The 21,203-nt window shown below is 65.6% G+C and carries 22 protein-coding genes and 2 tRNA genes; 17 read left to right on the forward strand and 7 right to left on the reverse strand.

Annotated elements, in window-relative coordinates; translation table 11 throughout:
• Positions 1-46: 46 nt before the first annotated feature.
• The 3 genes from ACQY8B_RS05615 to earP all read right to left on the reverse strand — a co-directional run bounded on the left by ACQY8B_RS05615 (position 47) and on the right by earP (position 2,808).
• Entirely contained in the window at positions 47-910 is an 864-nt protein-coding gene (locus ACQY8B_RS05615; protein WP_422085783.1) for a TIGR00730 family Rossman fold protein, read from the reverse strand.
• Positions 911-1,029: 119 nt separating this feature from the next.
• On the reverse strand, positions 1,030-1,584 hold the full coding sequence (gene efp / locus ACQY8B_RS05620; RefSeq protein ID WP_081268654.1) for an elongation factor P: 555 nt from the start codon (positions 1,582-1,584) through the stop codon (positions 1,030-1,032).
• 153 nt (positions 1,585-1,737) lie between these two features.
• Positions 1,738-2,808: an elongation factor P maturation arginine rhamnosyltransferase EarP gene (gene earP / locus ACQY8B_RS05625; RefSeq protein ID WP_422085784.1), complete on the reverse strand. Its 1,071-nt coding sequence runs from the start codon at positions 2,806-2,808 to the stop codon at positions 1,738-1,740.
• Positions 2,809-2,882: 74 nt separating this feature from the next.
• Here earP and ACQY8B_RS05630 point away from each other — a divergent pair, with 74 nt between their 5' ends.
• The 4 genes from ACQY8B_RS05630 (at position 2,883) to ACQY8B_RS05645 (ending at position 7,876) form a co-directional block, all read left to right on the forward strand.
• A complete protein-coding gene (locus ACQY8B_RS05630) occupies positions 2,883-4,310 on the forward strand; it encodes a M20/M25/M40 family metallo-hydrolase (RefSeq protein WP_422085785.1) in 1,428 nt (475 codons plus the stop codon).
• An 87-nt stretch (positions 4,311-4,397) separates the two neighbouring features.
• The gene (gene uvrC, locus ACQY8B_RS05635; protein WP_422085786.1) at positions 4,398-6,365 is read left to right on the forward strand and encodes an excinuclease ABC subunit UvrC; all 1,968 of its coding nucleotides are present in this window, start codon (positions 4,398-4,400) and stop codon (positions 6,363-6,365) included.
• A gap of 60 nt (positions 6,366-6,425) precedes the next feature.
• On the forward strand, positions 6,426-6,992 hold the full coding sequence (pgsA, locus tag ACQY8B_RS05640) for a CDP-diacylglycerol--glycerol-3-phosphate 3-phosphatidyltransferase (RefSeq protein WP_081268659.1): 567 nt from the start codon (positions 6,426-6,428) through the stop codon (positions 6,990-6,992).
• Positions 6,989-7,876, forward strand: coding sequence for a DMT family transporter (locus ACQY8B_RS05645; RefSeq protein ID WP_422085787.1), 888 nt, complete (start codon positions 6,989-6,991; stop codon positions 7,874-7,876). The genes pgsA and ACQY8B_RS05645 overlap by 4 nt, the downstream gene beginning before the upstream one ends.
• Before the next feature lie 18 nt (positions 7,877-7,894).
• Here the strand turns inward: ACQY8B_RS05645 and ACQY8B_RS05650 are convergent, their stop codons facing one another.
• On the reverse strand, positions 7,895-8,854 hold the full coding sequence (locus tag ACQY8B_RS05650) for a LysR substrate-binding domain-containing protein (RefSeq protein ID WP_422085788.1): 960 nt from the start codon (positions 8,852-8,854) through the stop codon (positions 7,895-7,897).
• 38 nt (positions 8,855-8,892) lie between these two features.
• On the opposite strand from ACQY8B_RS05650, the gene ACQY8B_RS05655 reads away from it, so the two are divergent.
• The 6 genes from ACQY8B_RS05655 to ACQY8B_RS05680 all read left to right on the forward strand — a co-directional run bounded on the left by ACQY8B_RS05655 (position 8,893) and on the right by ACQY8B_RS05680 (position 14,305).
• Complete coding sequence (locus ACQY8B_RS05655; RefSeq protein WP_422085789.1) at positions 8,893-9,837, forward strand: alpha/beta fold hydrolase; 945 nt, start codon at positions 8,893-8,895, stop codon at positions 9,835-9,837.
• On the forward strand, positions 9,834-10,919 hold the full coding sequence (locus ACQY8B_RS05660; protein WP_422085790.1) for a tartrate dehydrogenase: 1,086 nt from the start codon (positions 9,834-9,836) through the stop codon (positions 10,917-10,919). The genes ACQY8B_RS05655 and ACQY8B_RS05660 overlap by 4 nt, the downstream gene beginning before the upstream one ends.
• A gap of 220 nt (positions 10,920-11,139) precedes the next feature.
• Positions 11,140-11,412: an HU family DNA-binding protein gene (locus ACQY8B_RS05665; RefSeq protein ID WP_007830705.1), complete on the forward strand. Its 273-nt coding sequence runs from the start codon at positions 11,140-11,142 to the stop codon at positions 11,410-11,412.
• A 30-nt stretch (positions 11,413-11,442) separates the two neighbouring features.
• Positions 11,443-11,518, forward strand: a tRNA-Val gene (locus ACQY8B_RS05670).
• A gap of 77 nt (positions 11,519-11,595) precedes the next feature.
• Positions 11,596-13,518: a SurA N-terminal domain-containing protein gene (locus ACQY8B_RS05675; protein ID WP_422085791.1), complete on the forward strand. Its 1,923-nt coding sequence runs from the start codon at positions 11,596-11,598 to the stop codon at positions 13,516-13,518.
• Positions 13,519-13,630: 112 nt separating this feature from the next.
• A complete protein-coding gene (locus tag ACQY8B_RS05680) occupies positions 13,631-14,305 on the forward strand; it encodes a histidine phosphatase family protein (RefSeq protein WP_422085792.1) in 675 nt (224 codons plus the stop codon).
• Positions 14,306-14,332: 27 nt separating this feature from the next.
• Here ACQY8B_RS05680 and ACQY8B_RS05685 read toward each other — a convergent pair whose 3' ends face one another.
• Positions 14,333-14,677: a hypothetical protein gene (locus ACQY8B_RS05685; protein ID WP_422085793.1), complete on the reverse strand. Its 345-nt coding sequence runs from the start codon at positions 14,675-14,677 to the stop codon at positions 14,333-14,335.
• A complete protein-coding gene (locus ACQY8B_RS05690; protein WP_422085794.1) occupies positions 14,677-14,925 on the reverse strand; it encodes a GlsB/YeaQ/YmgE family stress response membrane protein in 249 nt (82 codons plus the stop codon). Before ACQY8B_RS05690 ends, ACQY8B_RS05685 begins: the two co-directional genes overlap by 1 nt.
• Positions 14,926-15,078: 153 nt before the next feature.
• Between ACQY8B_RS05690 and ACQY8B_RS05695 the strand changes: the two genes are divergently transcribed.
• The 3 genes from ACQY8B_RS05695 (at position 15,079) to ACQY8B_RS05705 (ending at position 16,489) form a co-directional block, all read left to right on the forward strand.
• Complete coding sequence (locus ACQY8B_RS05695) at positions 15,079-15,711, forward strand: YbhB/YbcL family Raf kinase inhibitor-like protein (RefSeq protein ID WP_422085795.1); 633 nt, start codon at positions 15,079-15,081, stop codon at positions 15,709-15,711.
• Positions 15,712-15,796: 85 nt separating this feature from the next.
• Positions 15,797-15,872: transfer RNA gene (locus ACQY8B_RS05700), tRNA-His, on the forward strand.
• 272 nt (positions 15,873-16,144) lie between these two features.
• Complete coding sequence (locus ACQY8B_RS05705) at positions 16,145-16,489, forward strand: H-NS family nucleoid-associated regulatory protein (RefSeq protein ID WP_422085796.1); 345 nt, start codon at positions 16,145-16,147, stop codon at positions 16,487-16,489.
• Between the two features lie 89 nt (positions 16,490-16,578).
• Here ACQY8B_RS05705 and ACQY8B_RS05710 read toward each other — a convergent pair whose 3' ends face one another.
• Entirely contained in the window at positions 16,579-17,565 is a 987-nt protein-coding gene (locus tag ACQY8B_RS05710; RefSeq protein ID WP_422089157.1) for an NADPH:quinone oxidoreductase family protein, read from the reverse strand.
• Between the two features lie 127 nt (positions 17,566-17,692).
• Between ACQY8B_RS05710 and surE the strand changes: the two genes are divergently transcribed.
• Genes surE through ACQY8B_RS05730 form a run of 4 tightly spaced genes read left to right on the forward strand, consistent with a single transcriptional unit; the run spans position 17,693 to position 21,179 of the window.
• The gene (gene surE / locus ACQY8B_RS05715; protein WP_106933873.1) at positions 17,693-18,451 is read left to right on the forward strand and encodes a 5'/3'-nucleotidase SurE; all 759 of its coding nucleotides are present in this window, start codon (positions 17,693-17,695) and stop codon (positions 18,449-18,451) included.
• 1 nt (position 18,452) lies between these two features.
• The gene (locus ACQY8B_RS05720; protein WP_422085797.1) at positions 18,453-19,226 is read left to right on the forward strand and encodes a protein-L-isoaspartate(D-aspartate) O-methyltransferase; all 774 of its coding nucleotides are present in this window, start codon (positions 18,453-18,455) and stop codon (positions 19,224-19,226) included.
• 11 nt (positions 19,227-19,237) lie between these two features.
• Positions 19,238-20,149 carry a peptidoglycan DD-metalloendopeptidase family protein gene (locus ACQY8B_RS05725; protein WP_422085798.1) on the forward strand — a complete coding sequence of 304 codons (912 nt, stop codon included), beginning with the start codon at positions 19,238-19,240 and terminating at the stop codon, positions 20,147-20,149.
• Between the two features lie 4 nt (positions 20,150-20,153).
• Positions 20,154-21,179: a sigma-70 family RNA polymerase sigma factor gene (locus ACQY8B_RS05730; protein WP_422085799.1), complete on the forward strand. Its 1,026-nt coding sequence runs from the start codon at positions 20,154-20,156 to the stop codon at positions 21,177-21,179.
• Positions 21,180-21,203 lie beyond the last annotated feature (24 nt).

Consider the following 21,203-nt stretch of genomic DNA (forward strand, 5'->3'; position numbering starts at 1 on the left):
TGGCGCCTTGTCGACAACTGCGGCGCGTGGCTGCAGGGGATTCAGGTCAGAGCTTGTAGAAACGCTTGATCGCGTTCCAGGCGTCGTCGGGCGCGTCGACGTACTCGAAGAGCTTCACGTCGCCCGGTGAAATGACGCCTTCGTCGACGAGGAAGTCGAAGTCGATCAGCCGCTTCCAGTAGTCCGAGCCGAACAGCACGATCGGCACCGGCTTCGACTTCTTGGTCTGCACCAGCGTGATCACTTCGAACAGTTCGTCGAGCGTGCCGAAGCCGCCCGGGAACGCGACCAGCGCCTTCGCACGCATCATGAAGTGCATCTTGCGGATCGCGAAGTAGTGGAACTTGAAGCTCAGCGCCGGCGTGACGTACGGGTTGGCCTCTTCTTCCATTGGCAGCGCGATGGCCAGGCCGACCGAGAGGCCGCCGCCTTCATGCGCGCCGCGGTTGGCCGCCTGCATGATGCCGGGACCGCCGCCGGTGCAGACGAACAGCTTGTCCTGCGGTTCCTTGTCGTTGCTGTACTGCGCGACCAGCTTGCCGAAGGCGCGTGCCTTCTCGTAGTAGTGCGAGTTGCGCGCGAGCCGGCGCCAGCGCTCGGAGGCAGCCGCATCGCCGGCCGCATCGGCCTGGGCGATCATGGCGGCGGCGTCTTCCTCGCTGCGAAAGCGCGCGCTGCCGAACACCACCACGGTGTTCTCGATGCCGTGCGCGCGCTGCTCGACGTCGGGCTTCATCAGCTCGAGCTGCATGCGGATGCCGCGGGTTTCGCGGCGCAGCAGGAACTCGGGGTCGGCGAAGGCGATGCGCGAGGGATCGGGGTCGAGCGGGAGGCCCTTGTCGGCGTGGGACTGGAGCGTGGCCCAGGCGTCGGCCAGGCGTTTGTCGTGAAGATCGTGCGTGTTGTTCATGAAGAAACGGGACAGATGGACCTGAGTGATTGTGCAGCGTTGCAACCAGTGTGCCCGGAAACGAAAAAGGCTCCTTGCGGAGCCTTTTTACAGGGTGGTGGTCGATTGGCCGGAGAGGCTCAGACGCGCTTGCGGTATTCGCCGGTGCGCGTGTCGATTTCGATCTTGTCGCCTTGCGAAACGAACAGCGGCACCGGCACTTCGAAGCCGGTGGCGATCTTGGCGGGCTTCATGACCTTGCCCGAGGTGTCGCCCTTGACGGCGGGTTCGGTCCAGGTGATTTCGCGCTCGACGCTGGTCGGCAGTTCGACCGAAATGGCCTTGCCGTCGTAGAACACCACTTCGACGGCCATGCCGTCTTCGAGGTAGTTCAGGGCGTCGCCCATGTTCTCGGCTTCGACTTCGTACTGGTTGTATTCGGCGTCCATGCAGACATACATGGGGTCTGCGAAGTAGGAGTAGGTGCACTCCTTCTTGTCCAGCACGATCTGGTCGATCTTGTCGTCGGCCTTGAAGACCACTTCGGTGTTGAAGTTGGCGATCAGGCTCTTCATCTTCATGCGCACGGTGGCGGAGTTGCGGCCGCCGCGGCTGTATTCGGTCTTGAGGACGACCATCGGGTCCTTGCCGTGCATGATGACGTTGCCGGCGCGGATTTCTTGAGCGATTTTCATAACAGGGTCTCTGGATGTTGGCCGCTCGGTGCGCGGAGCCATCGACGGTATGTGCCGGTGTTGCTGGCCCCGCGGTACATGTCCCGCGGCAGGTTTAGCGGAGAGCATTACGGACCGAAGGAATCCGGGCCGAAATCCGCAAAGCCCGCTATTTTAGCTTTTTTGGGCGACCATTTCCTGCAGTTGCGTGACCAGATCGTCCTGCGCGAGCAGCCGCTCACGGGCACTGCGGGCGGTTTCGTGCCACGGACCCTGCATTTCCAGCGGAGGCAATGGGGCGTTGCTGAAGCCGTTCCAGGCGTGGTGAAAAAGCCGCAGCGAGGGAGGGGCGCCCAGCCAGTCCAGCCAGGCGCCGAGCTTGACGTGGTGCGCGTCGTCGTCCTGCGGGTAGATCTGCCAGACCAGCGGTGCGCCGGCCCAGAGCGCACGCACAAGCGAATCCTCGCCGCGCACGAAGTTCAGGTCGCAGGCCCAGAGCAGGTGGTCGAAATCCGGCTGGGCGAGATAGGGCAGGTATGAAATTGATAGCGCGCCGCTCGCTTCTTCGGTGCCGAGCAGTGCCTTGACCGCCTGCGCCGCGCGTCCGGCCGTCACCAGCAGCCGTGTGGGCTCGGGGCCCTGCGCCAACCGGGCCAGCAATGCAGCCAGCGCCGGGGGCTCGTAGCAGAACAGCGACACCAGGCGCTCGCCGGCTTGCCACGGAATCTGCCGTTCGGAGAGCCACCGTGTGCGGTGGAAGCCGGCCTGCCGCGCCGCGAGGTCGGTCTCCCGAAGCAGGCCGCCGGTCGCGGGCGTGAAGCCAGGGTAGAAGAAGCGCTTGGTCAACCCGGCGCCGGGACCCCGGAACACCGGCGAGGGCAAGCCGTGCAGCCGTTCCACATACGGCTCGGCCGACAGGTATTCGAGGTTGACCCAGGCTTTGCCCGGCGTTTCTGCAAAACGCGCGATCAGCTCCGGCGCCGGCTCGCAGCCGAAGGCCTCGACCAGCACGTCGGGCGGGGGCTCCGCCACGGCTGCCTGCAGCGCGGCGTTGTCTAGCCAGTCGACCACCCGCACGCCTTCGTGTCCCGACGGCGCCATCCAGCGCAGCGCGGCCGCGTCGTCGATCCACAGCCGCACGCGTTCGCCGCGCACCGCCAACTGGCTGGCCAGCCGCCAGCAGACGCCCAGGTCGCCGTGGTTGTCGATGACCTTGCAGAAGATGTCCCATTGCCTCGATTGCATAGGTCGCCAGTGTGCCCGTGTTCCGTGGCCGCGCTTGCTATGCTGGCCGGCACAACAACCATCGGAGAGAGACCATGAGGATGCAGACCTTCCGCGCCGTGAAGACCATGCTTGCCGCGTCGCTGGCCCTGTGCGGCATGACCGCCGCGCTGGCCCAGACGCCAACGCCGCCGCCATCGCTCACGCCGCAGCAGCAGCGCTTTCACGACATCTACAAGGAACTGGTGGAAATCAACACCACCCATTCGGTGGGAGACAACACGGTGGCGGCGCGTGCCATGGAAAAGCGCCTGATCGAAGCGGGCTTTGCGCCGGGCGACATCCAGATCTTCGAGCCCTTCCCGAAGAAGGGCAACCTGGTGCTGCGCTTCAAGGGCGACGGCAGCAAGAAGCCGCTGCTCCTGCTGGCCCACATCGACGTGGTCGAGGCCCGCCGCGAAGACTGGAAGACCGACCCGTTCAAGCTGCAGGAAACCGGCGGCTACTTCACCGCGCGCGGCTCCATCGACGACAAGGCGGTGGCCTCGGCGCTGGTCTCGGTCGTGGGGCAGCTCAAGCAGGAGGGCTTCAAGCCGAAGCGCGACATCATCCTCGCGCTGACCGCCGACGAAGAACGCGGCGACGCGCTGAGCAACGGCGCCTTCTGGCTCATCAACAACAAGCCCGAGCTGCTGCAGGCGGAGTTCGGCATCAACGAAGGCGGTGGCGGTGAATTGCGCGGTGGCAAGCCGAACCTGCACCGCATGCAGGTGGCCGAGAAGATGTACACCACCTACATGCTGGAGGTACGAGATGTCGGCGGGCACAGCTCGGTGCCCACCAAGAGCAACCCGATCTACGCGCTGTCGGCGGGGCTGGAGCGGCTGGGCAATTTCAATTTCCCGGTCAAGCTGGCGGACGTCACCAAGACCTACTTCGCGCGCAGCGCGCCGTTTGCCACCGGCCAGTTGGCCGACGACATGCGCGCGGTGGGCGCGGGCAACCCCGACCCGTCGGTGATCGAGCGCATGTCGGCCAATCCGGCCTACAACGCGCAGTTCCGCACCACCTGCGTCGCGACGATGGTGCAGGCCGGCCATGCCGAGAACGCGCTGCCTCAGTCGGCCAAGGCGACGGTCAACTGCCGCATCCTGCCGCACGACGACCCCGAAGAGGTCGAGCGCCTGCTGACCCAGGCGGTCGGCAACGACAAGATCGTGGTGCGCAACATGGGCAAGCCGCTGCGCAGCCCGGCGTCGCCGCTGAACGGCGACCTCGTGAAGACGGTGGAGTCGCTCACCCAGCAGATGTGGCCGGGCGTGCCCGTGGTGCCGGCCATGAGCACCGGCGCCACCGACAGCCGCTTCATGCGCAATGCCGGCATCCCGATGTACGGCGTGACCGGCATGTTCCTGGAACCGGCCGATGCGCGCGCCCATGGACTGGACGAGCGCATCGAGATCCAGCGCCTGTACGACGGGCGCGAGTTCCTGTACAGGCTGGTGAGCGAGCTCGCGAAGTAGGCATTCCTGGCAGGGGCTTGTTCCGGCCCCGCCGGGTTTGCGGCGGGCGCTCGGCCAGGCCGTGCGCCGCACGCCACAATAGCCGCCATGTCAGACGTGCATTCCGATCAATTGCTCAGCGAAGTCGCGGCCTTGCCGCAGCTGCCCGGGGTCTATCGCTATTTCGACGCCGCGGGCGCGGTGCTGTACGTGGGCAAGGCGCGCAACCTCAAGAAGCGGGTCGCCAACTACTTCCAGAAGAGCCACGGCGGCACCCGCATCGGTCACATGATCTCGAAGATCGTGCGCATGGAGACCACTGTGGTGCGCTCCGAGGCCGAGGCGCTGCTGCTCGAGAACAACCTGATCAAGACGCTCAAGCCGCGCTACAACATCCTGTTCCGCGACGACAAGAGCTACCCCTATCTCAAGATCGCGTCGCACCAGTTTCCGCGGCTGGCCTACTACCGCGGCGCGGTCGACAAGAAGCACCGCTATTTCGGGCCGTACCCCAGCGCCTGGGCTGTGAAGGAATCGATCCAGCTGCTGCAGAAGGTGTTCCGCCTGCGCACGTGCGAGGACACGGTGTATGCCAACCGCACGCGGCCTTGCCTGCTGTACCAGATCAAGCGCTGCAGCGGGCCCTGCGTCGGCTACATCGCGCCCGACGCCTATGCGCAGGACGTGGCCAGCGCCGAGGCCTTCCTGATGGGCGACACGCAGCTCGTGCTCTCGAAGCTGGAGCAACGCATGATGACGCACGCCGAGAAGCTCGAGTTCGAGCAGGCGGCCGAGCTGCGCAACCAGATGTCGGCCATCTCGCGCGTGCTGCACCAGCAGTCCATCGAGATCGCCTCCGACAAGGACGTGGACATACTTGCCGTCAAGGTGCAGGGCGGCAAGGCCTGCGTGAACCTGGCCATGGTGCGCGGCGGCCGCCACCTGGGCGACCGGCCGTACTTCCCCGTGCATGTGGAAGACGCGGCGCAGATCCATCATGGCGAGCTGGACGCCGACGACGGCGACGATGCCAGCCTCGTTGCCGCCGACCCGATCGAGGTGCAGGTGCTCGAGGCCTTCATCGCCCAGCACTACATCGACGTGCCGGTGCCGGCCACGCTGGTGCTGAGCCAGCAGGTGAGCCGCGAGCTGATCGAGGCGATCTCGCAGCAGGCCGGCTCTCGCGTGACGGCGGTGTTCCAGCCGCGCGAGCAGCGCCGCCACTGGCTCGAGATGGCCGAGACCAATGCCGGCCTGCAACTGGCCCGGCTGCTGGCCGAGGAGGGCTCGCAGCAGGCGCGTACCCGCGCGCTGGCGGATGCGCTCGAGCTGGCCTCGGACGACCTCGACGACTTCCGCGTCGAGTGCTTCGACATCTCGCACACGGCCGGCGAGGCCACGCAGGCCTCGTGCGTGGTGTTCGAGCACCACGCCATGCAGAACAAGGAGTACCGCCGCTACAACATCGAAGGCATCACGCCCGGCGACGACTACGCGGCCATGCGCCAGGTGCTGCACCGCCGCTACGGCAAGCTGGCCGAGGCGATGGCGGCCGAGACCGATGCGCTGCCGCCCGGCGACGCCGAGAGCGACGGCACCGAAGTCCCGCCGAAGCCCCGCACCGCGCGCATGCCCGACCTGGTGCTGGTCGACGGCGGCAAGGGCCAGGTGTCGATGGCGCGCGAGGTGTTCGGCGAGCTGGGCCTGCCGCTGTCGCTGATCGTCGGCGTCGAGAAAGGCGAAGGCCGCAAGGTCGGGCTCGAAGAACTGGTGTTCGCCGACGGCCGCGAGAAGGTCTACCTGGGCAAGGACTCCGCCGCGCTGATGCTGGTGGCGCAGATCCGCGACGAGGCGCACCGCTTCGCCATCACCGGCATGCGGGCCAAGCGCGCCAAGGTGCGGGTGGGAGGCAGCCAGCTCGAAGACATTCCGGGCATCGGGCCGAAGCGGCGGGCGCGGCTGCTGCAACGCTTCGGCGGTATCCGCGGCGTGGCCGCGGCGAGCGTGGAAGACATCGCCTCCGTCGAGGGCATCGCCTCCGACCTGGCGGAAGAGATCTACAAGGCACTGCACTGAGGCGGGTGCCCTCAACCGGTTGCCGGTCGAGGGGTAACGCCGCCATGACACAATCAAGCGATGTTCTGGACCTTACCGACCATCATGACCTGGACGCGCATCGTCGCGATCCCTTTGATCGTCGGCGTGTTCTACCTGCCGATGGCCGAGCCGATGCGCAACCTGATCGCCACGGTCATGTTCATCGTCTTCGCGGCCACCGACTGGCTCGACGGCTTCCTGGCGCGCAAGCTCAACCAGACTTCGGCCTTCGGCGCCTTCCTCGATCCGGTGGCCGACAAGTTCCTGGTCTGCGCGTCGCTGCTGGTGCTGGTTCACCTGCAGCGCGCCGACGTGTTCGTGGCGCTCATCATCATCGGCCGCGAGATCGCGATCTCGGCGCTGCGCGAATGGATGGCGCAGATCGGCGCCAGCAAGAGCGTGGCTGTCCACATGATCGGCAAGGTCAAGACGACCGTGCAGATGATCGCCATCCCGTTCCTTCTGTATGACGGGCGTCTCTTCAAGGTGATCGACACCGGGCTCTGGGGTCAATGGCTGATCTGGATCTCGGCCGTGCTCACCATCTGGTCGATGGTGTACTACCTGCAGAAGGCCATTCCAGAAATCCGGGCGCGTACCAAATGACCTCGGCGGCCACGGCCCGCAATGCGGGCTGGCTGCGGGCGATGCCCGGGGTCTTCGTGCTGATCTGGAGCACTGGCTTCATCGTCGCGCGCTACGGCATGCCGTACGCGCCACCCCTCAAGTTCCTGGCCGTGCGCTATGCGCTGTCCCTGGCCTGCTTCGGCATGTGGGTCGCGCTGGCGCGGGTCGCGTGGCCGAAGCAGCGCGCCCAGTGGGGGCACCTGGCCGTCACCGGCATCCTGATGCAGGCGGGTTACCTCGGCGGCGTGTGGGCTGCGGTGCATGAGGGCATGGGCGCCGGGCTGGTGGCGCTGCTGGTCGGAATCCAGCCGGTGCTCACGGCGGTCTGGATGTCGTTCAATGGCGGGCGCATTTCCAAGCGGCAGTGGGGCGGACTCGCGCTGGGTTTCGCCGGGCTGGTGCTGGTGGTGTCGCGCAAGCTCGGGCAGGGCGGCGAGGTGAGTGCATTGACGATGGGGCTGGCGCTGATGGCGCTGATCTCGATCACCGCGGGCACGCTGTACCAGAAGCGCTTCGTCGCGCCGTGCGATGTGCGCAGCGCAAGCGCGGTGCAGATGGCGGCGGCGCTGCTCGTCACGCTGCCTTTCGCGGCGCTGGAGCCGCAGCACATCGAGTGGAACCTGCAGTCGGGCGGCGCGATGGCCTGGTCGGTGCTGGCGCTTTCGCTGGGCGGCAGTTCTCTTCTATATATGTTGATACAGCGCGGCACGGCCACTGCCGTCACCAGCCTCCTGTACCTGGTGCCGCCTTGCACGGCGGTAATGGCATGGCTGCTGTTCAGCGAGCCGATCACCCTGGTGACGGTGCTGGGCATTGCGCTCACGGCCGTCGGCGTGAGCCTGGTGGTGCGCAGCGAGCGCTGAGCCGGCCGGCCTGCATATTCAGCGTGCGCCGGCCTTGCCCGGCTTCCAGGGCTCCGCTCGAAACTGCTCCGCGAGGTGGTCGACCAGCAGCCGCACGCGGCGCGGCGTCTTTGGCCGCCACGGGGCGACCCAATGGATGTCGGCGTCCGCCATCGCATATTGCGGCAGCACGCGCACCAGTTCGCCGCTGGCAAGCTGCGGAGCGATGTCCCAGAGGCTGCGCAGCATCACGCCATGCCCGGCCAGGCACCAGTCGCGCACCATCTCGCCTGAATTGCTTGCCAGCCGGCCCTGCACCCGCACCCGCGCCGTGCTGCCGTCGCGCGCATGGCGCAGGCTCCAGAGCGTGAACTGGCGCTGGTTGACCTCTCCGTTCTCACGCGCGACCAGGCAGTCGTGCAATGCCAGTGCCTCGACCGTGGCCGGCATGCCGCGGCGTGCCAGGTAGTCCGGTGACGCCGCCAGCACGCGCTGGTTGCGTGCGATGCGCCGCGTGACCCAGTCGGCCGCCCGGGGCTGCTGCACGGCCCAGAGCCAGATGGCGCCGTCGTAGCCTTCGGCGCCGAGGTCTGGCAGCTGCTCGGTCAGCAGCAGCTCGATCTGCAGTGCCGGGTGGCGGGTCTGGAAAGTGGCCAGCGCGGGCCCGAGCCAGCGTCGCCCGAAACCGAATGTGGCGGCGAGGCGGATCGTGCCGACCAGTTCATTCTGGCGCTCTCCTAGTTCGCTTTCGAGCGCGGCAAAGCCCTCGAGCAGCGTCTTCGCATGCAGGCAGACCGCCTCGCCCTCGGCCGTGACGCTGAGCCGCCGCGTGGTGCGGTCGAACAGGCGCTGGCCCAGCCGCACCTCGAGCGCGCCAAGCCGCTTGGTGATGACGGAAGGCACGACATCGAGCGTGTCGGCGGCGCCGGCCAGGCTGCCCTGGTCGCGGATGGCCAGCACCAGCGCCAGGTCGCCACGGTCCATCAAGGGAGAATTCATGCCGAAATGGAAAGTATGAATTGGCTGATTGTTGCTTGATGGCCGCGAGGGCGCAACGCACAATCGCCGACGTGACGAACCCGTTCCTTTCCTTTCCCACTTTCGACATCGCGCGCGACGGCGTGCGCATCCACGGCCGCATCGGCGGGCAGGGTGCGCCGCTGCTGCTGTTGCACGGTCATCCGCAGACGCATGCGATCTGGCACCGCGTGGCGCCGGCGCTGGCCGAGCGCTACACCGTGGTCGCCCTGGACTTGCGCGGCTACGGCGATTCGGGCCGGCCGGCCGCCGATGCCGAGCACCGTGTCTACAGCAAGCGCGAGATGGCGCTCGACGCGCTCGCCGCCATGCGGCACCACGGCTTCGAGCGCTTCGGCGTGCTCGCGCATGACCGCGGCGCGCGCGTGGCGCACCGGCTTGCGGCGGACCATCCGGCGGCGGTCGAGCGCATGCTGCTGCTCGACATCGCGCCCACGCTCGCCATGTACGAGCAGACCTCCGAAGCGTTTGCCAAGGCATATTGGCACTGGTTCTTCCTGATCCAGCCTCCGCCGCTGCCTGAAGCACTGATCGCCTCCGACCCGGTGCGCTACGTGCGCAGCGTGATGGGCGGGCGGCATGCGGGCCTGGCGCCGTTCGCGCCCGAGGTGCTTGCGGAGTACGAGCGCTGCGCCGGCATCGCCGGTACGGCCGAATCCATCTGCGAGGACTACCGCGCCTCCGCAACCATCGACCTCGTCCATGACCGTGCCGACATCGCAGCCGGGCGACGCCTTGCGCAGCCGTTGCGCGTGCTGTGGGGCGAGCACGGCGCGGTCGGCAAGGCCTTCGACGTGCTGGCGCTTTGGCGCGAGCGCGCGGCCGAGGTATCGGGCCATGCCCTGCCTTGCGGCCACTACGTTCCCGAAGAAGCGCCCGACGCATTGCTGGTCGAGGCACTCGAATTCTTTTCCGTTCCCCAACAAGCAGGAGCCACATCATGAGCACCCAGAGAATCGCAGTCATCGCCGGCGACGGCATCGGCAAGGAAACCACGCCCGAGGGCCTGCGCGTGCTCGAGGCGGCGGCCACCAAATTCGGCATCGACCTGAAGTTCGACCACTTCGACTTCTCGAGCTGGGACTACTACGAGAAGCACGGCCAGATGCTGCCCGACAACTGGAAGGACCAGATCGGCGGACATGACGCCATCTTCTTCGGCGCAGTCGGTTGGCCCGAGAAGATTCCCGACCACGTGTCGCTGTGGGGTTCGCTGCTGATGTTTCGCCGCGAGTTCGACCAGTACATCAACCTGCGCCCGGCGCGCCTGATGCCCGGCATCATCGCGCCGGTGGTGCGGCGCGATGGCACGCCGCGCGAGCCGGGCGAGATCGACATGTACATCGTGCGCGAGAACACAGAGGGCGAGTACTCCAGCATCGGCGGTCGCATGTACCAGGGCACCCCGCGCGAGATCGTGGTGCAGGAAACCGTGATGTCGCGCGTGGGTGTAGACCGCGTGCTGAAGTTCGCCTTCGAGCTTGCGCAGTCGCGGCCCAAGAAGCACCTGACCAGCGCCACCAAGTCGAACGGCATCTCGATCACCATGCCCTACTGGGACGAGCGCGTGGCCGAGATGGGCAAGAGCTATCCGGGCGTGACGCTCGACAAGTTCCACATCGACATCCTCACCGCACACTTCGTGCAGCGGCCCGACTTCTTCGACGTGGTGGTGGCGAGCAATCTCTTCGGCGACATCCTGTCCGACCTGGGCCCGGCCTGCACCGGCACCATCGGCATCGCGCCGAGCGCCAACCTCAACCCCGAGCGCACCACGCCGTCGCTGTTCGAGCCGGTGCACGGCTCGGCACCCGACATCGCGGGCAAGGGCATCGCCAACCCCATCGGGCAGATCTGGTGCGGCGCGATGATGCTGGAGTTCCTGGGCCACAAGCAGGCGCACGATGCCATCCTGTCGACCATCGAGAAGGTGCTCGCGCCCCAAAGCGGAGCACCGCGCACCCCCGATATCGGTGGCAAGGCGAGCACCAGCGACCTCGGCAAAGCCATTGCCGAGGCGCTTTGAGCCGCACGGGAAAAGGAGTTCACGAAAGGCCCCTAAAATCGCGCGCTCCGCTGATCGGCTGGGCGCCGTGTCTTATTGACACCCTGCAGACCAGTGGTTGTAATCCTCGCTGGCAGTGCGCTGCCGAGGCGTCAGGCCTGCCAGGTTCTTGAGTCGCACACACCGCGGCCAGGTCGCAGCTGACGAAAGCCGACCAACTTTTTTTCTACAAGGGGCCCTTGTGAACAAGACCGAACTGATTGAGCACATCGCAAAGAACGCCGACATCTCCAAAGCCGCAGCGACCCGCGCGCTCGAATCCACGATCGGCGCCATTCGTACCACGCTCAAGAAGGGCGGTTCTGTTTCGCTCGTCGGTTTCGGCACTTTCGCAGTAGGCAAACGCGCTGCCCGCACGGGCCGAAATCCCCGTACCGGCGACGCGATTAAAATCAAGGCCGCCAAGATCCCGAAGTTCCGTCCAGGCAAGGCGCTGAAAGACGCGCTGAACTAAGGCGTTAGACTCGGAGAATAAATTCCGGTGGGGTGCTTAGCTCAGTTGGTAGAGCGGCGCCCTTACAAGGCGTAGGTCGGGGGTTCGAGCCCCTCAGCACCCACCACCACCAGATGCAAAGGCGAACCGCAAGTTCGCCTTTTTTATTGCCGTCCGACAGCTGTCGAAAAAGAGTGTTCAAGCATGTTTGAAGCCTTCCGCAAGCACACCAAGATCGTGATGATTTTCTTGTTCTTGCTGATCATTCCCTCGTTCGTGTTCTTCGGGGTCGAACGCTACCAGGGGTTCGGCGGTGACGAGAAGGTTGCGCGCATCGAAGGGCACGACATCACGCGCCCCGAGTGGGATCAGCAGCATCGCGTCGAGACGGACCGCATTCGCCAGCAGTCTCCCAACGTCGACCCGACGCTGCTCGAGTCCGATGCGTTGCGCTACGCCACCCTGGAGCGCATGGTGCGCGACCGCGTGCTGGCGGCAGCAGCTTCCAAGGCGAACATGACTGTGTCGGAAGACCGCCTTTCGCGCATCTTCGCGCAAGACCCCGGCTTGGCCTCGTTCCGCACGCCCGACGGCAAGTTCGACCGAGAGACCTTCCAGCGCGTGACGGGCCGCACGCCCGAACAGTACGAAGCCTCCGTGCGTGCGGACATGGCAACGCAGCAGGTCATGCTTGGCATTTCGGGCACGGCCTTCACGCCGCCGGCACTGGCCGCCACCACGATCAACGCTTTCTACGACAGCCGCGAAATCCAGGTGGCGCGCTTCGGCCCCGAGGCATTCGCCTCGAAGGTGACGGTGAGCGACGCCGACATCGAGACCTACTACAAGGACCACGCGGCGCAGTTCCAGGCGCCGGAGCAGGCCAACATCGAGTACCTGGTGCTCGACCTAGAAGCGGCCAAGAAGAACATCAACGTCAGCGAGGCCGATCTCAAGTCCTACTACGACCAGAATGCCGCGCGTTTCGGCACGAAGGAAGAACGCCGCGCGAGCCATATCCTGATCACCGCGCCGTCGAGCATGCCCGCAGCCGATCGCGCAAAGGCCAAGGCCAAGGCGGAAGAACTGCTGGCCGAAGTGAAGAAGGCGCCGAACACGTTCGCCGACGTGGCGCGCAAGAATTCACAAGACCCGGGCTCGGCGGAGAAGGGCGGCGACCTCGACTTCGTCACCCGAGGCGCGATGGTCAAGCCGTTCGAAGACGCGATGTTCTCGCTCAAGAAGGGCGAGATCAGCAACGTGGTCGAAACCGAGTTCGGCTATCACATCATTCACCTGACCGACATCAAGCCTGCAGTGGTGCCGCCTTTCGAACAGGTGCGCGCGACCATCGAGAACGACGTGCGCTCGCAGCAGGCCACTCAAGAGTTCGCGAAGGCCGCCGAGACCTTCACCGACGCCGTGTACCAGACGCCCGACAGCCTGAAGCCCGCGGCCGAGAAGCTGAAGCTCACGATCCAGACGGCCAGCAACGTGGCGCGCACGCCCGTGCCGGGCGCAACCGGCCCGCTGGCCAGCCGCAACTTCCTGAATGCGCTGTTCGCCCCGGATTCGCTCCAGCGCAAGCAGAACACCGAGGCGATCGAGGTCGGCTCGAGCCAACTCGCATCGGGCCGCGTGACGACGTACACGCCGGCGCATCCGGTGCCGCTGGCCGAGGTCAAGGACAAGATCCGCGCACAGCTCGTCAATGAGCGCGCCGCCGTGCTGGCCAAGACAGAAGGCGAAGCAAAGCTCGCCGCGTGGACGGCCAAGGCCGACGGCGCGACCTTCGGCGCGGCCATGACCGTCTCGCGCCGCGATGCGGCATCGCAACCGCTGCCGGTGATCGACGCCGCGCTGCGTGCCGACGCCGCCAAACTGCCGGCCCTGGTCGGCGTGGACCTGGGCGCGCAAGGCTATGCCGTGGTTCGCGTGAACAAGGTCGTCCCGCGCACGCCGCCGCCTGCCGAGCTCGCGAAGCAGGAGCAGACGCAGGTCGGCCAGTCGGTGGCCGCCGCGGAAGATGCCGCGTACTACAACATGCTGAAGGACCGCTACAAGGCCCAGATCCTGGTGCCCAAGCCGGCTGACCCGCTGCCTGGCGCAGCAGCAGCCGGTCGCTGAGCCGCAAGAGTCTTCGCAACGCAAGACACAGCCCGAGCCAATGGCTCGGGCTTTTTCGTTCTGGTCGCACGAGGGACAAGCGGCAACCACGCTTCTTGCCAGAATCCCGCACATGGGAACCCTCTATCTCGTGCGCCACGGGCAAGCCAGTTTTGGTGCCGCCGACTATGACAACCTGAGCGAACTCGGGCATCGGCAATCCGTTCGGCTCGGCGAATACTGGCGCGAGCGCGGCATGGCTTTCGATGCGGTGATTACCGGCACGCTCAAGCGCCATCGCCAGACCTGGGAAGGCATCGCCAAAGGGCTGGGCCTTTCGCGCGACGACGTGCTGCCGTGGCCCGGACTCAACGAGTACGACAGCGAGGCTGTGATCGCCACGATCCATGAAGGCAAGCTGGAGAAGCCCGATTCACCCGAGATGTACCGTCATCACTTCCGCTTGCTGCGCGAAGGATTGGGTGCCTGGATGCAGGGCAAGACCGAGCCTGCAGGCATGCCGAGCTATGTCGACTTCCTGGCGGGCGTGACCACGGCACTCGACCATGTGCGCGACAGGCATCACGGCGCGAAAGTGCTGGTGGTGTCCAGCGGCGGCCCGATCAGCACCGCCGTCGGCCATGTGCTGGGGACGAGTGCCGAAACCACGATCGAACTCAATCTGCGCATCCGCAACACTTCGGTCACGGAATTCGCGTTCACGCCAAAGCGGCACATGCTCGTGACCTACAACACGCTGCCGCACCTGGACGGTCCGGCTTACGAAGACTGGGTGACTTACGCCTGAGTGCGTGGTCGTGGTGCACTGGCTGGCTCAGGCCTGCCATACGCCGTAGCCGGCCTTGCGCAGCATGATGCCGAGCTCGACTTCCATCGAGCGGGCGTCTTCATAAGGCATGGGGTTGTAGCGCTCGTAGAGCGCAGGCAGCAGGCGCAGGCCGAATTCCTGGACGAAGCTGTTGGCCTGGATGCCGGCCTTGTGCTTGTCGAAGCGGATGTCGGGGTCCAGCCCCGTCATGCCCACATAGACGAAGGGCTTGCCGAGTTGGTAGTCGGGGTTGGCACGGCGAAAACGGCCGTTGTTCCAGACGCGGTCGTCGAGTTCGACCACATAGACGTGGTGCTTTGCGCGTGGCTTGCGGGGTGCCCGCGGCGGCATCAGCTCTTGCGCTTGATCAGGCCGTAAAGAATCAGCAGCACGATTGCGCCAAGCACGGAAGCGATGAAGCCGGCGCCCTGTCCGGCGATGTACCAGCCCATCGCCTGGCCGATGTAGGTCGCGATCAGTGAGCCGGCAACGCCGATGATCGTGGTGATGATGAAGCCCGCGGAATCGTCCCCTGGCTTGACGGCACGTGCCACCAGACCCACGACGAACCCGATCAGAATAGTCCAGACGATGCTCATGAAAAAATTCCTTTTGCGGTGAAGTGGAGATGACGAAAGCCAAGCGGTCTGCGCGGCTCGCATTCATGATAGCGGAGCCATATGGATCGCCGCGACGCCGAGGGCGCGTGGCGTCCTACAAGAGGCGGCGCCACGCGGCGGTATACCCGTCGCATGCTGGAAAAATTGCCTGATGTCATTGGTCACGCGCTGCAGGGTGTTCGCGCGGGGTTGGACAACATCGTCTTCAATTCGCTCGGAATGCGGGAGGGCATGGCCTCCATTGCGGTGACGAGCATCGCGTTCGTAGACCATGCGCCAATACCTGCGCGGTACACGGCTGACGGGGAGGGCGTGTCGCCACCTCTGCAATGGACGAATCTGCCTGCAGGCAGTGCGGCGCTGTTGCTGATCGTGGAGGACGCAGATTCGCCGACGCCGAACCCGCTGGTGCATGCCATCGTCGTCGGCTTGCCGCCTGAGATCGGCTCCCTTGCCGAAGCTGCCATACCCAGTCCGGACAACGATGGCGCTGGCCTGCATGTCGGGCGCAATTCGGCATTGCAGGCTATGTGGCTGCCGCCCGATCCGCCGCCGGGGCACGGAAAGCATCGCTATGCATTCCAGGTGTTCGCGTTGAGCCAGGCGCCCGAGTTCTCCGGTACGCCCGGCCGGGACGAGGTTTTCGAAGCCCTGCGCGCGCACGCCATTGCGAGCGGCCTGCTGATCGGCACCTGCGAGCGGCCCGACGGCTCCATCAAGATCGAGGAAAGCGTGCCTTCCGCAGGTCCGCTGGCGGCTGGTTGAGATGCACGAATGTGACTTTCGAGCAATCGAGTTGATCTCAATCGTCAAAACGACGATTTTTAACGCTACAATCTGAGGCTCTGCGGTGGCTGTAGCTCAGCTGGTAGAGTCCCAGATTGTGATTCTGGTCGTCGTGGGTTCGAGTCCCATCAGCCACCCCAAAAATATCTCCTTTGCGCTATTGCTCAATAGCCGCCAAAGGATTACATCGCCGGACTTGCTCCGGCGTTGTCATTTCCGGCCCCGTGTTCTACGGCACGCCAACTCTCTTTTCCTCTTCTGATTCGCATATCCCATCCTGGGCTGGCGCAGCGTTACGTTGCGAGTTGTTGCATTAAAGCAATGAACTGCAGGTTTTTTGATCGAGAGGCGCGTGCGTGACAAATGTAAATTGAATTAAAATCCGCTCGTTTTCAATTTCAGGAGTCCAACAATGGCTTCGACCCTCGCAGATATCAATTCCCAGATCAAGAAGCACGACGAGCAGATTGCGCAATTGCGCAAGCAGGCCGAAGACCTGCGCAACCAGGAACGCGCTGGCGTGATCGAAGAGTTGCGCAAGAAGATTGCCGAATATGGGTTGACGGCTTCTGACCTGAAACTGACCGGCCGCGCCGTCACTGCAAAACGCAGCGCTGGTGCCGCTCCGGCAAAGGCCGTCGCCAAATACCGTGGCCCGACGGGCGAAACCTGGTCTGGTGGCCGTGGCCGCAAGCCGCGTTGGGTGACGGAAGCATTGGCTGCCGGCAAGTCGCTTTCCGATTACGAGATCAAGTAAGTGCCTGCGCATTCGGTGGCAGGTAGCTGCCCAATAAAAAAGCCCGCGTATGCGGGCTTTTTTATTGGGGTTGACGCGCAGCAGCGCGTTCAGTTGACCATCACGAGTTTGCCTTTGACACCGCGCGAGCCCATGTGGGCATAGGCGGCCTTCAATTCCGCCATCGGCATCGTGCTGTCGATCACCGGCTTGATCTTTCCCTGACCGTACCACTGGGCCAATTCGGCCATCATCTGCGCATTGGCCTTGGGTTCGCGCTTGGCGAAATCGCCCCAGAACACGCCGACCAGCGAGGCGCCTTTCAAGAGCGTCAGATTCAATGGCAGCGACGGAATGGGGCCGGATGCAAAACCCACCACCAAATAGCGGCCGCGCCATCCGATCGAGCGAAACGCCGGCTCCGCGAAATCACCGCCGACCGGGTCGTAAATGACATCCGGTCCTTTGCCGTCGGTGGCGGCCTTGATGGCATCGCGAAAACCGTTGGGCAGGGCGTGCGTGGTGTAGTTGATCGTCGCGTCTGCGCCGATGGAGCGGCAGAGTTCGCATTTCTCGTCGGTCGATGCTGCCGCAATGACCTTCGCGCCCGCAGCCTTGGCAATCTGGATGGCAGCCGTGCCCACGCCGCCGGCGGCGCCAAGTACCAGCACGGTTTCACCGGCCTTGAGCTGTGCGCGGTCCATCAGCGCATGCCAGGAGGTGGCGTAGATCATGATGAAAGCGGCTGCATCGACATGACCGAAGCCTTCCGGCAGCGGCATGCAAAGCGCGGCGGGTGCCAGCGTGTGGGTGCCGAATCCACCTGTGCCCGACAGGCAGGCCACGTTCTGGCCGACCTTGAGGTGCGTGACGCCTTCGCCGACCGCCTGCACGACGCCTGCGTACTCGGAGCCCGGCACGAAGGGAAGCGGCGGCTTCATCTGGTATTTGTTCTGCACGATCAGCAGGTCGGGGAAATTCAGGCTGGCGGCCTTGATCTCGATCAGCACCTGGCCGGGGCCCGGGGTCGGGGTCGGCAGTTCCTTCCAGGTCAGCGCATCGACGCCGGTGGGGTTTTCGCAAAGCCATGCGTGCATGCTCGGGTCTCCTTCGTGTGAGTCGGGTGAGGGCAATGAATGCGGGCGATGATAGGGGGCGCGGCAAGGCGGGCTTGTCCCTGCTGCGACGCACCCGGCGCCTACAATCTGGTGCATCCAGGACACCATGAAGATACTTATTTCCAACGACGATGGCTTTCAGGCGCCGGGCATCGTCGCTTTGCACGACGCGCTGAAGGACATCGCCGACGTCGAGGTGGTGGCCCCCGAACACAACAACAGCGCCAAGTCGAACGCGCTCACGCTGGCCGCTCCGCTCTACGTGCGCGAGGCGCACAACGGCTTTCGCTACGTGACCGGCACGCCGGCCGATTGCGTGCATATCGCGCTCAAGGGCCTGCTCGACTACCGGCCCGATCTGGTGGTGTCCGGCATCAACAACGGCGCCAACATGGGCGACGACACCATCTATTCGGGCACCGTCGGCGCGGCGATGGAGGCCTATCTTTTCGGTATCCCGGCCATCGCCTTCTCGCAGATCGAGAAGGGCTGGGCGCACGTGGATGCGGCCGGCCAGGTGGCGCGCCGGCTGGTGCAGCAGATCGAGCGCGAGCGCATGCTCGGCGGCGCGCCTTTCCTGCTCAACGTGAATGTGCCGAACCTGCCGTTCGATCAGCTCAAGCCGGTCAAGGTCTGTCGCCTCGGCCGCCGACACGCGGCCGAGAAAGTGATCACGCAAGACAGCCCGCGCGGTGAAACCATGTACTGGATCGCCGGCGCGGGTGGAGCCAAGGACAGCGGCGAGGGCACCGACTTCCACGCCACCGCCGCGGGCCACATTGCGCTGACGCCGTTGCAGATCGACTTGACCGACCACGCCAACCTCGGCCAATGGCGCGAGACGGTGGCCCGTCTCGGCAACTGACATGGCCACGCAGCGGCCCAGTTTCCCCGTTCGACTGACACCCACAGCTTCGGCCGCCACGCGCGGGCGCATGCCCGCCGCGCCGGTCAAGCCCATGGTGCCGTCCACGCCCTCGATGGCTTCGGACGCGGTGCGCGCACGCATGGTGCAGAAGCTTGCGGCGCAGGGCATTTCCGATCCGCGCGTGCTGCGTGCAATGGGTGCCGTGGACCGGCATCGCTTCGTCGACAGCGCGTTGGTCAACCAGGCCTACGAAGACACGAGCCTGCCTATTGGATTGGGGCAGACCATTTCCAAGCCCAGCGTGGTGGCTCGCATGATCGAGTTGCTGCTCGGCGCGCCGGCGCTGGTCGGCAAGCCGCAAGACAAGCTGGGCCGCGTGCTGGAGATCGGCACCGGCTGCGGCTATCAGGCGGCTGTGCTCAATCATGTGGCCACGGAGGTCTACAGCATCGAGCGCCTGCGCGGGCTGCATGAGCGCGCGCGCGCGAACCTGCGGCACTTCCGGCTGGCCACCGTGCATCTCATGCTGGGCGACGGAATGATCGGCTATGCCAAGGGCGCGCCGTACGCCGGCATCATTGCCGCGGCGGGTGGCGAGGCGGTGCCCGAAGCCTGGATCACTCAACTCGCGGTAGGTGGCCGCATCGTGGCGCCGACCCATTCCGCGAGCGGCGGTCAAGCACTTGTCGTCATTGACAAGACCCCGCGGGGGTTGGAGCGGCTCATTCTTGAGGCGGTCCACTTTGTCCCCCTAAAATCGGGGATTGCTTGAAGGAATAACAAATGCAGGGTATTGGCAATCGGAGTTGGTTCGCTGGCATCACGTTGGCTTTTGTGCTCGTGATCGCGGGCTGTTCCACGCCGCGTGGGCCGGCACCGGTCGAAGACCGCGGCACCATGACTCGCGCCCCGGCACCCGGCACGGTTCCTGGCGGCCCACCGATCACCACCGACGCCAATGGCAAGCCGCTTGCCGGCATTGAAAACTACGGCAAGCCCGGTTACTACGCAGTGCGTCCGGGCGACACGATTCGCCGCATCGGCATCGAGACAGGGCAGCGCTGGCAAGACATCGTGCGCTGGAACAACATCGACAACCCCGACCTGATCGAAGTCGGCCAGGTGCTGCGGGTAATTCCCCCGACCGGCCCGGGTACTTCCGTCGCCGCAGCGCCTTCGACTTCGAGCGGCTCCGAAGGTGCTGTCACCAAGCCCGTGACGCCGCCTCCCGTCATCGCGCCGGTCACGCCTCCTACCGGCGCAAGCAAGCCGCCGGCTCCCGTCACCGCATCTCCGGCAGGACCGGGCAGCGGTGCGTCGGGTGACGAAGACCTCGGCTGGATCTGGCCCGCGAGCGGTTCGCTGATCGCAGGCTTCGACGAGGCCAAGAACAAGGGCTACGACATCAGCGGCAAGGCAGGCGACCCGGTGCTGGCCGCCGCCGATGGCCGTGTGGTCTACGCAGGTGCCGGCCTGCGCGGCTACGGCAACCTGATCATCCTGAAGCACAACAACACCTACCTGACCGCGTATGCGCACAACCAGACGCTGCTCGTGAAGGAAGACCAGTCGGTTCAGAAGGGCCAGAAGATCGCCGAAATGGGCAGCAGCGATTCCGATCGCGTCAAGCTGCACTTCGAGATCCGCCGCCAGGGCAAGCCCGTCGATCCCTCGCGTTACCTGCCCGGCCGGTGATGCCATGCCTGCCTCCCGCCCCCGCCGCACGCCGCCCGTGCGCAGGTTGGCGGGCAAGGGCAGCGCGCTTCCGCCTTCCGCGGACCATGCCGACGAGCCACCCGAGCAAGACCTTCGCTCGCTAGAGGGCACAGCCGCACAGCCCAATGGTGCGACTGCCGATTCGATCGGCGGTGAGGGCGCCGACGCCCTCACCATCTACCTGCGCCAGGTTCGTCGCACAGAACTCTTCACTCCCGCCGAGGAATACCAGGCCGCATGCGCCGCGCGGGCCGGCGACTTTGCCGCGAGGCAGTCGATGATCGAGCACAACCTGCGGCTCGTCGTGAGCATTGCCAAGGGCTATCTGGGGCGCGGCGTGCCGATGTCCGACCTGATCGAAGAAGGCAACCTCGGGCTGATGCATGCCATCGGCAAGTTCGAGCCCGAACGCGGCTTTCGCTTCTCTACTTACGCGACCTGGTGGATCCGCCAGTCTGTCGAGCGCGCCGTCATGACGCAGGCACGGGCGATCCGCCTGCCGGTGCATGTGGTGCGGGAACTCCAGCAGGTGCTGCGTGCCCGGCGCACGCTCGAAGGCGACGCCGAGTTCCTCGCTCGCCGACGCGACGGCGTGCGCGTGGAAGACATCGCCGCGCTGCTCGGGCGTGACGTCCAGGCGGTGGCCGACCTGTTGGCCTTGGCCGAGGCGCCGCGCTCGCTCGATGCGGGCGATGCGCGCGGCGACGACGGCTTCACGCTGGCCGACACCGTGGCCTCCGACGACGAACAAAGCAGTCCCAGCGGCACCACGCACGCGCATGAAGTCGAGCGCCTGCTCGACCAGTGGGTGCATGCGCTCGATGCGCGCGAGCGGGAGGTGCTGGAGGGCCGCTATGGCCTGCACGATCGCGAGCCCGAAACCCTCGAGGTTCTGAGCGTCCGGCTCGGTCTCACGCGTGAGCGTGTCAGGCAGATCCAGAACGAGGCGCTGGCCAAGATGCGCCGCCAGTTGGCGCGTTCGGGCGTCGGGCGGGACGCGTTGTTCTAGGTGCTTTCAGGTTGCCTCGGCCGC

The sequence above is a fragment of the Variovorax sp. genome, from assembly GCF_965279555.1.
Classification (GTDB): domain Bacteria; phylum Pseudomonadota; class Gammaproteobacteria; order Burkholderiales; family Burkholderiaceae_C; genus Variovorax.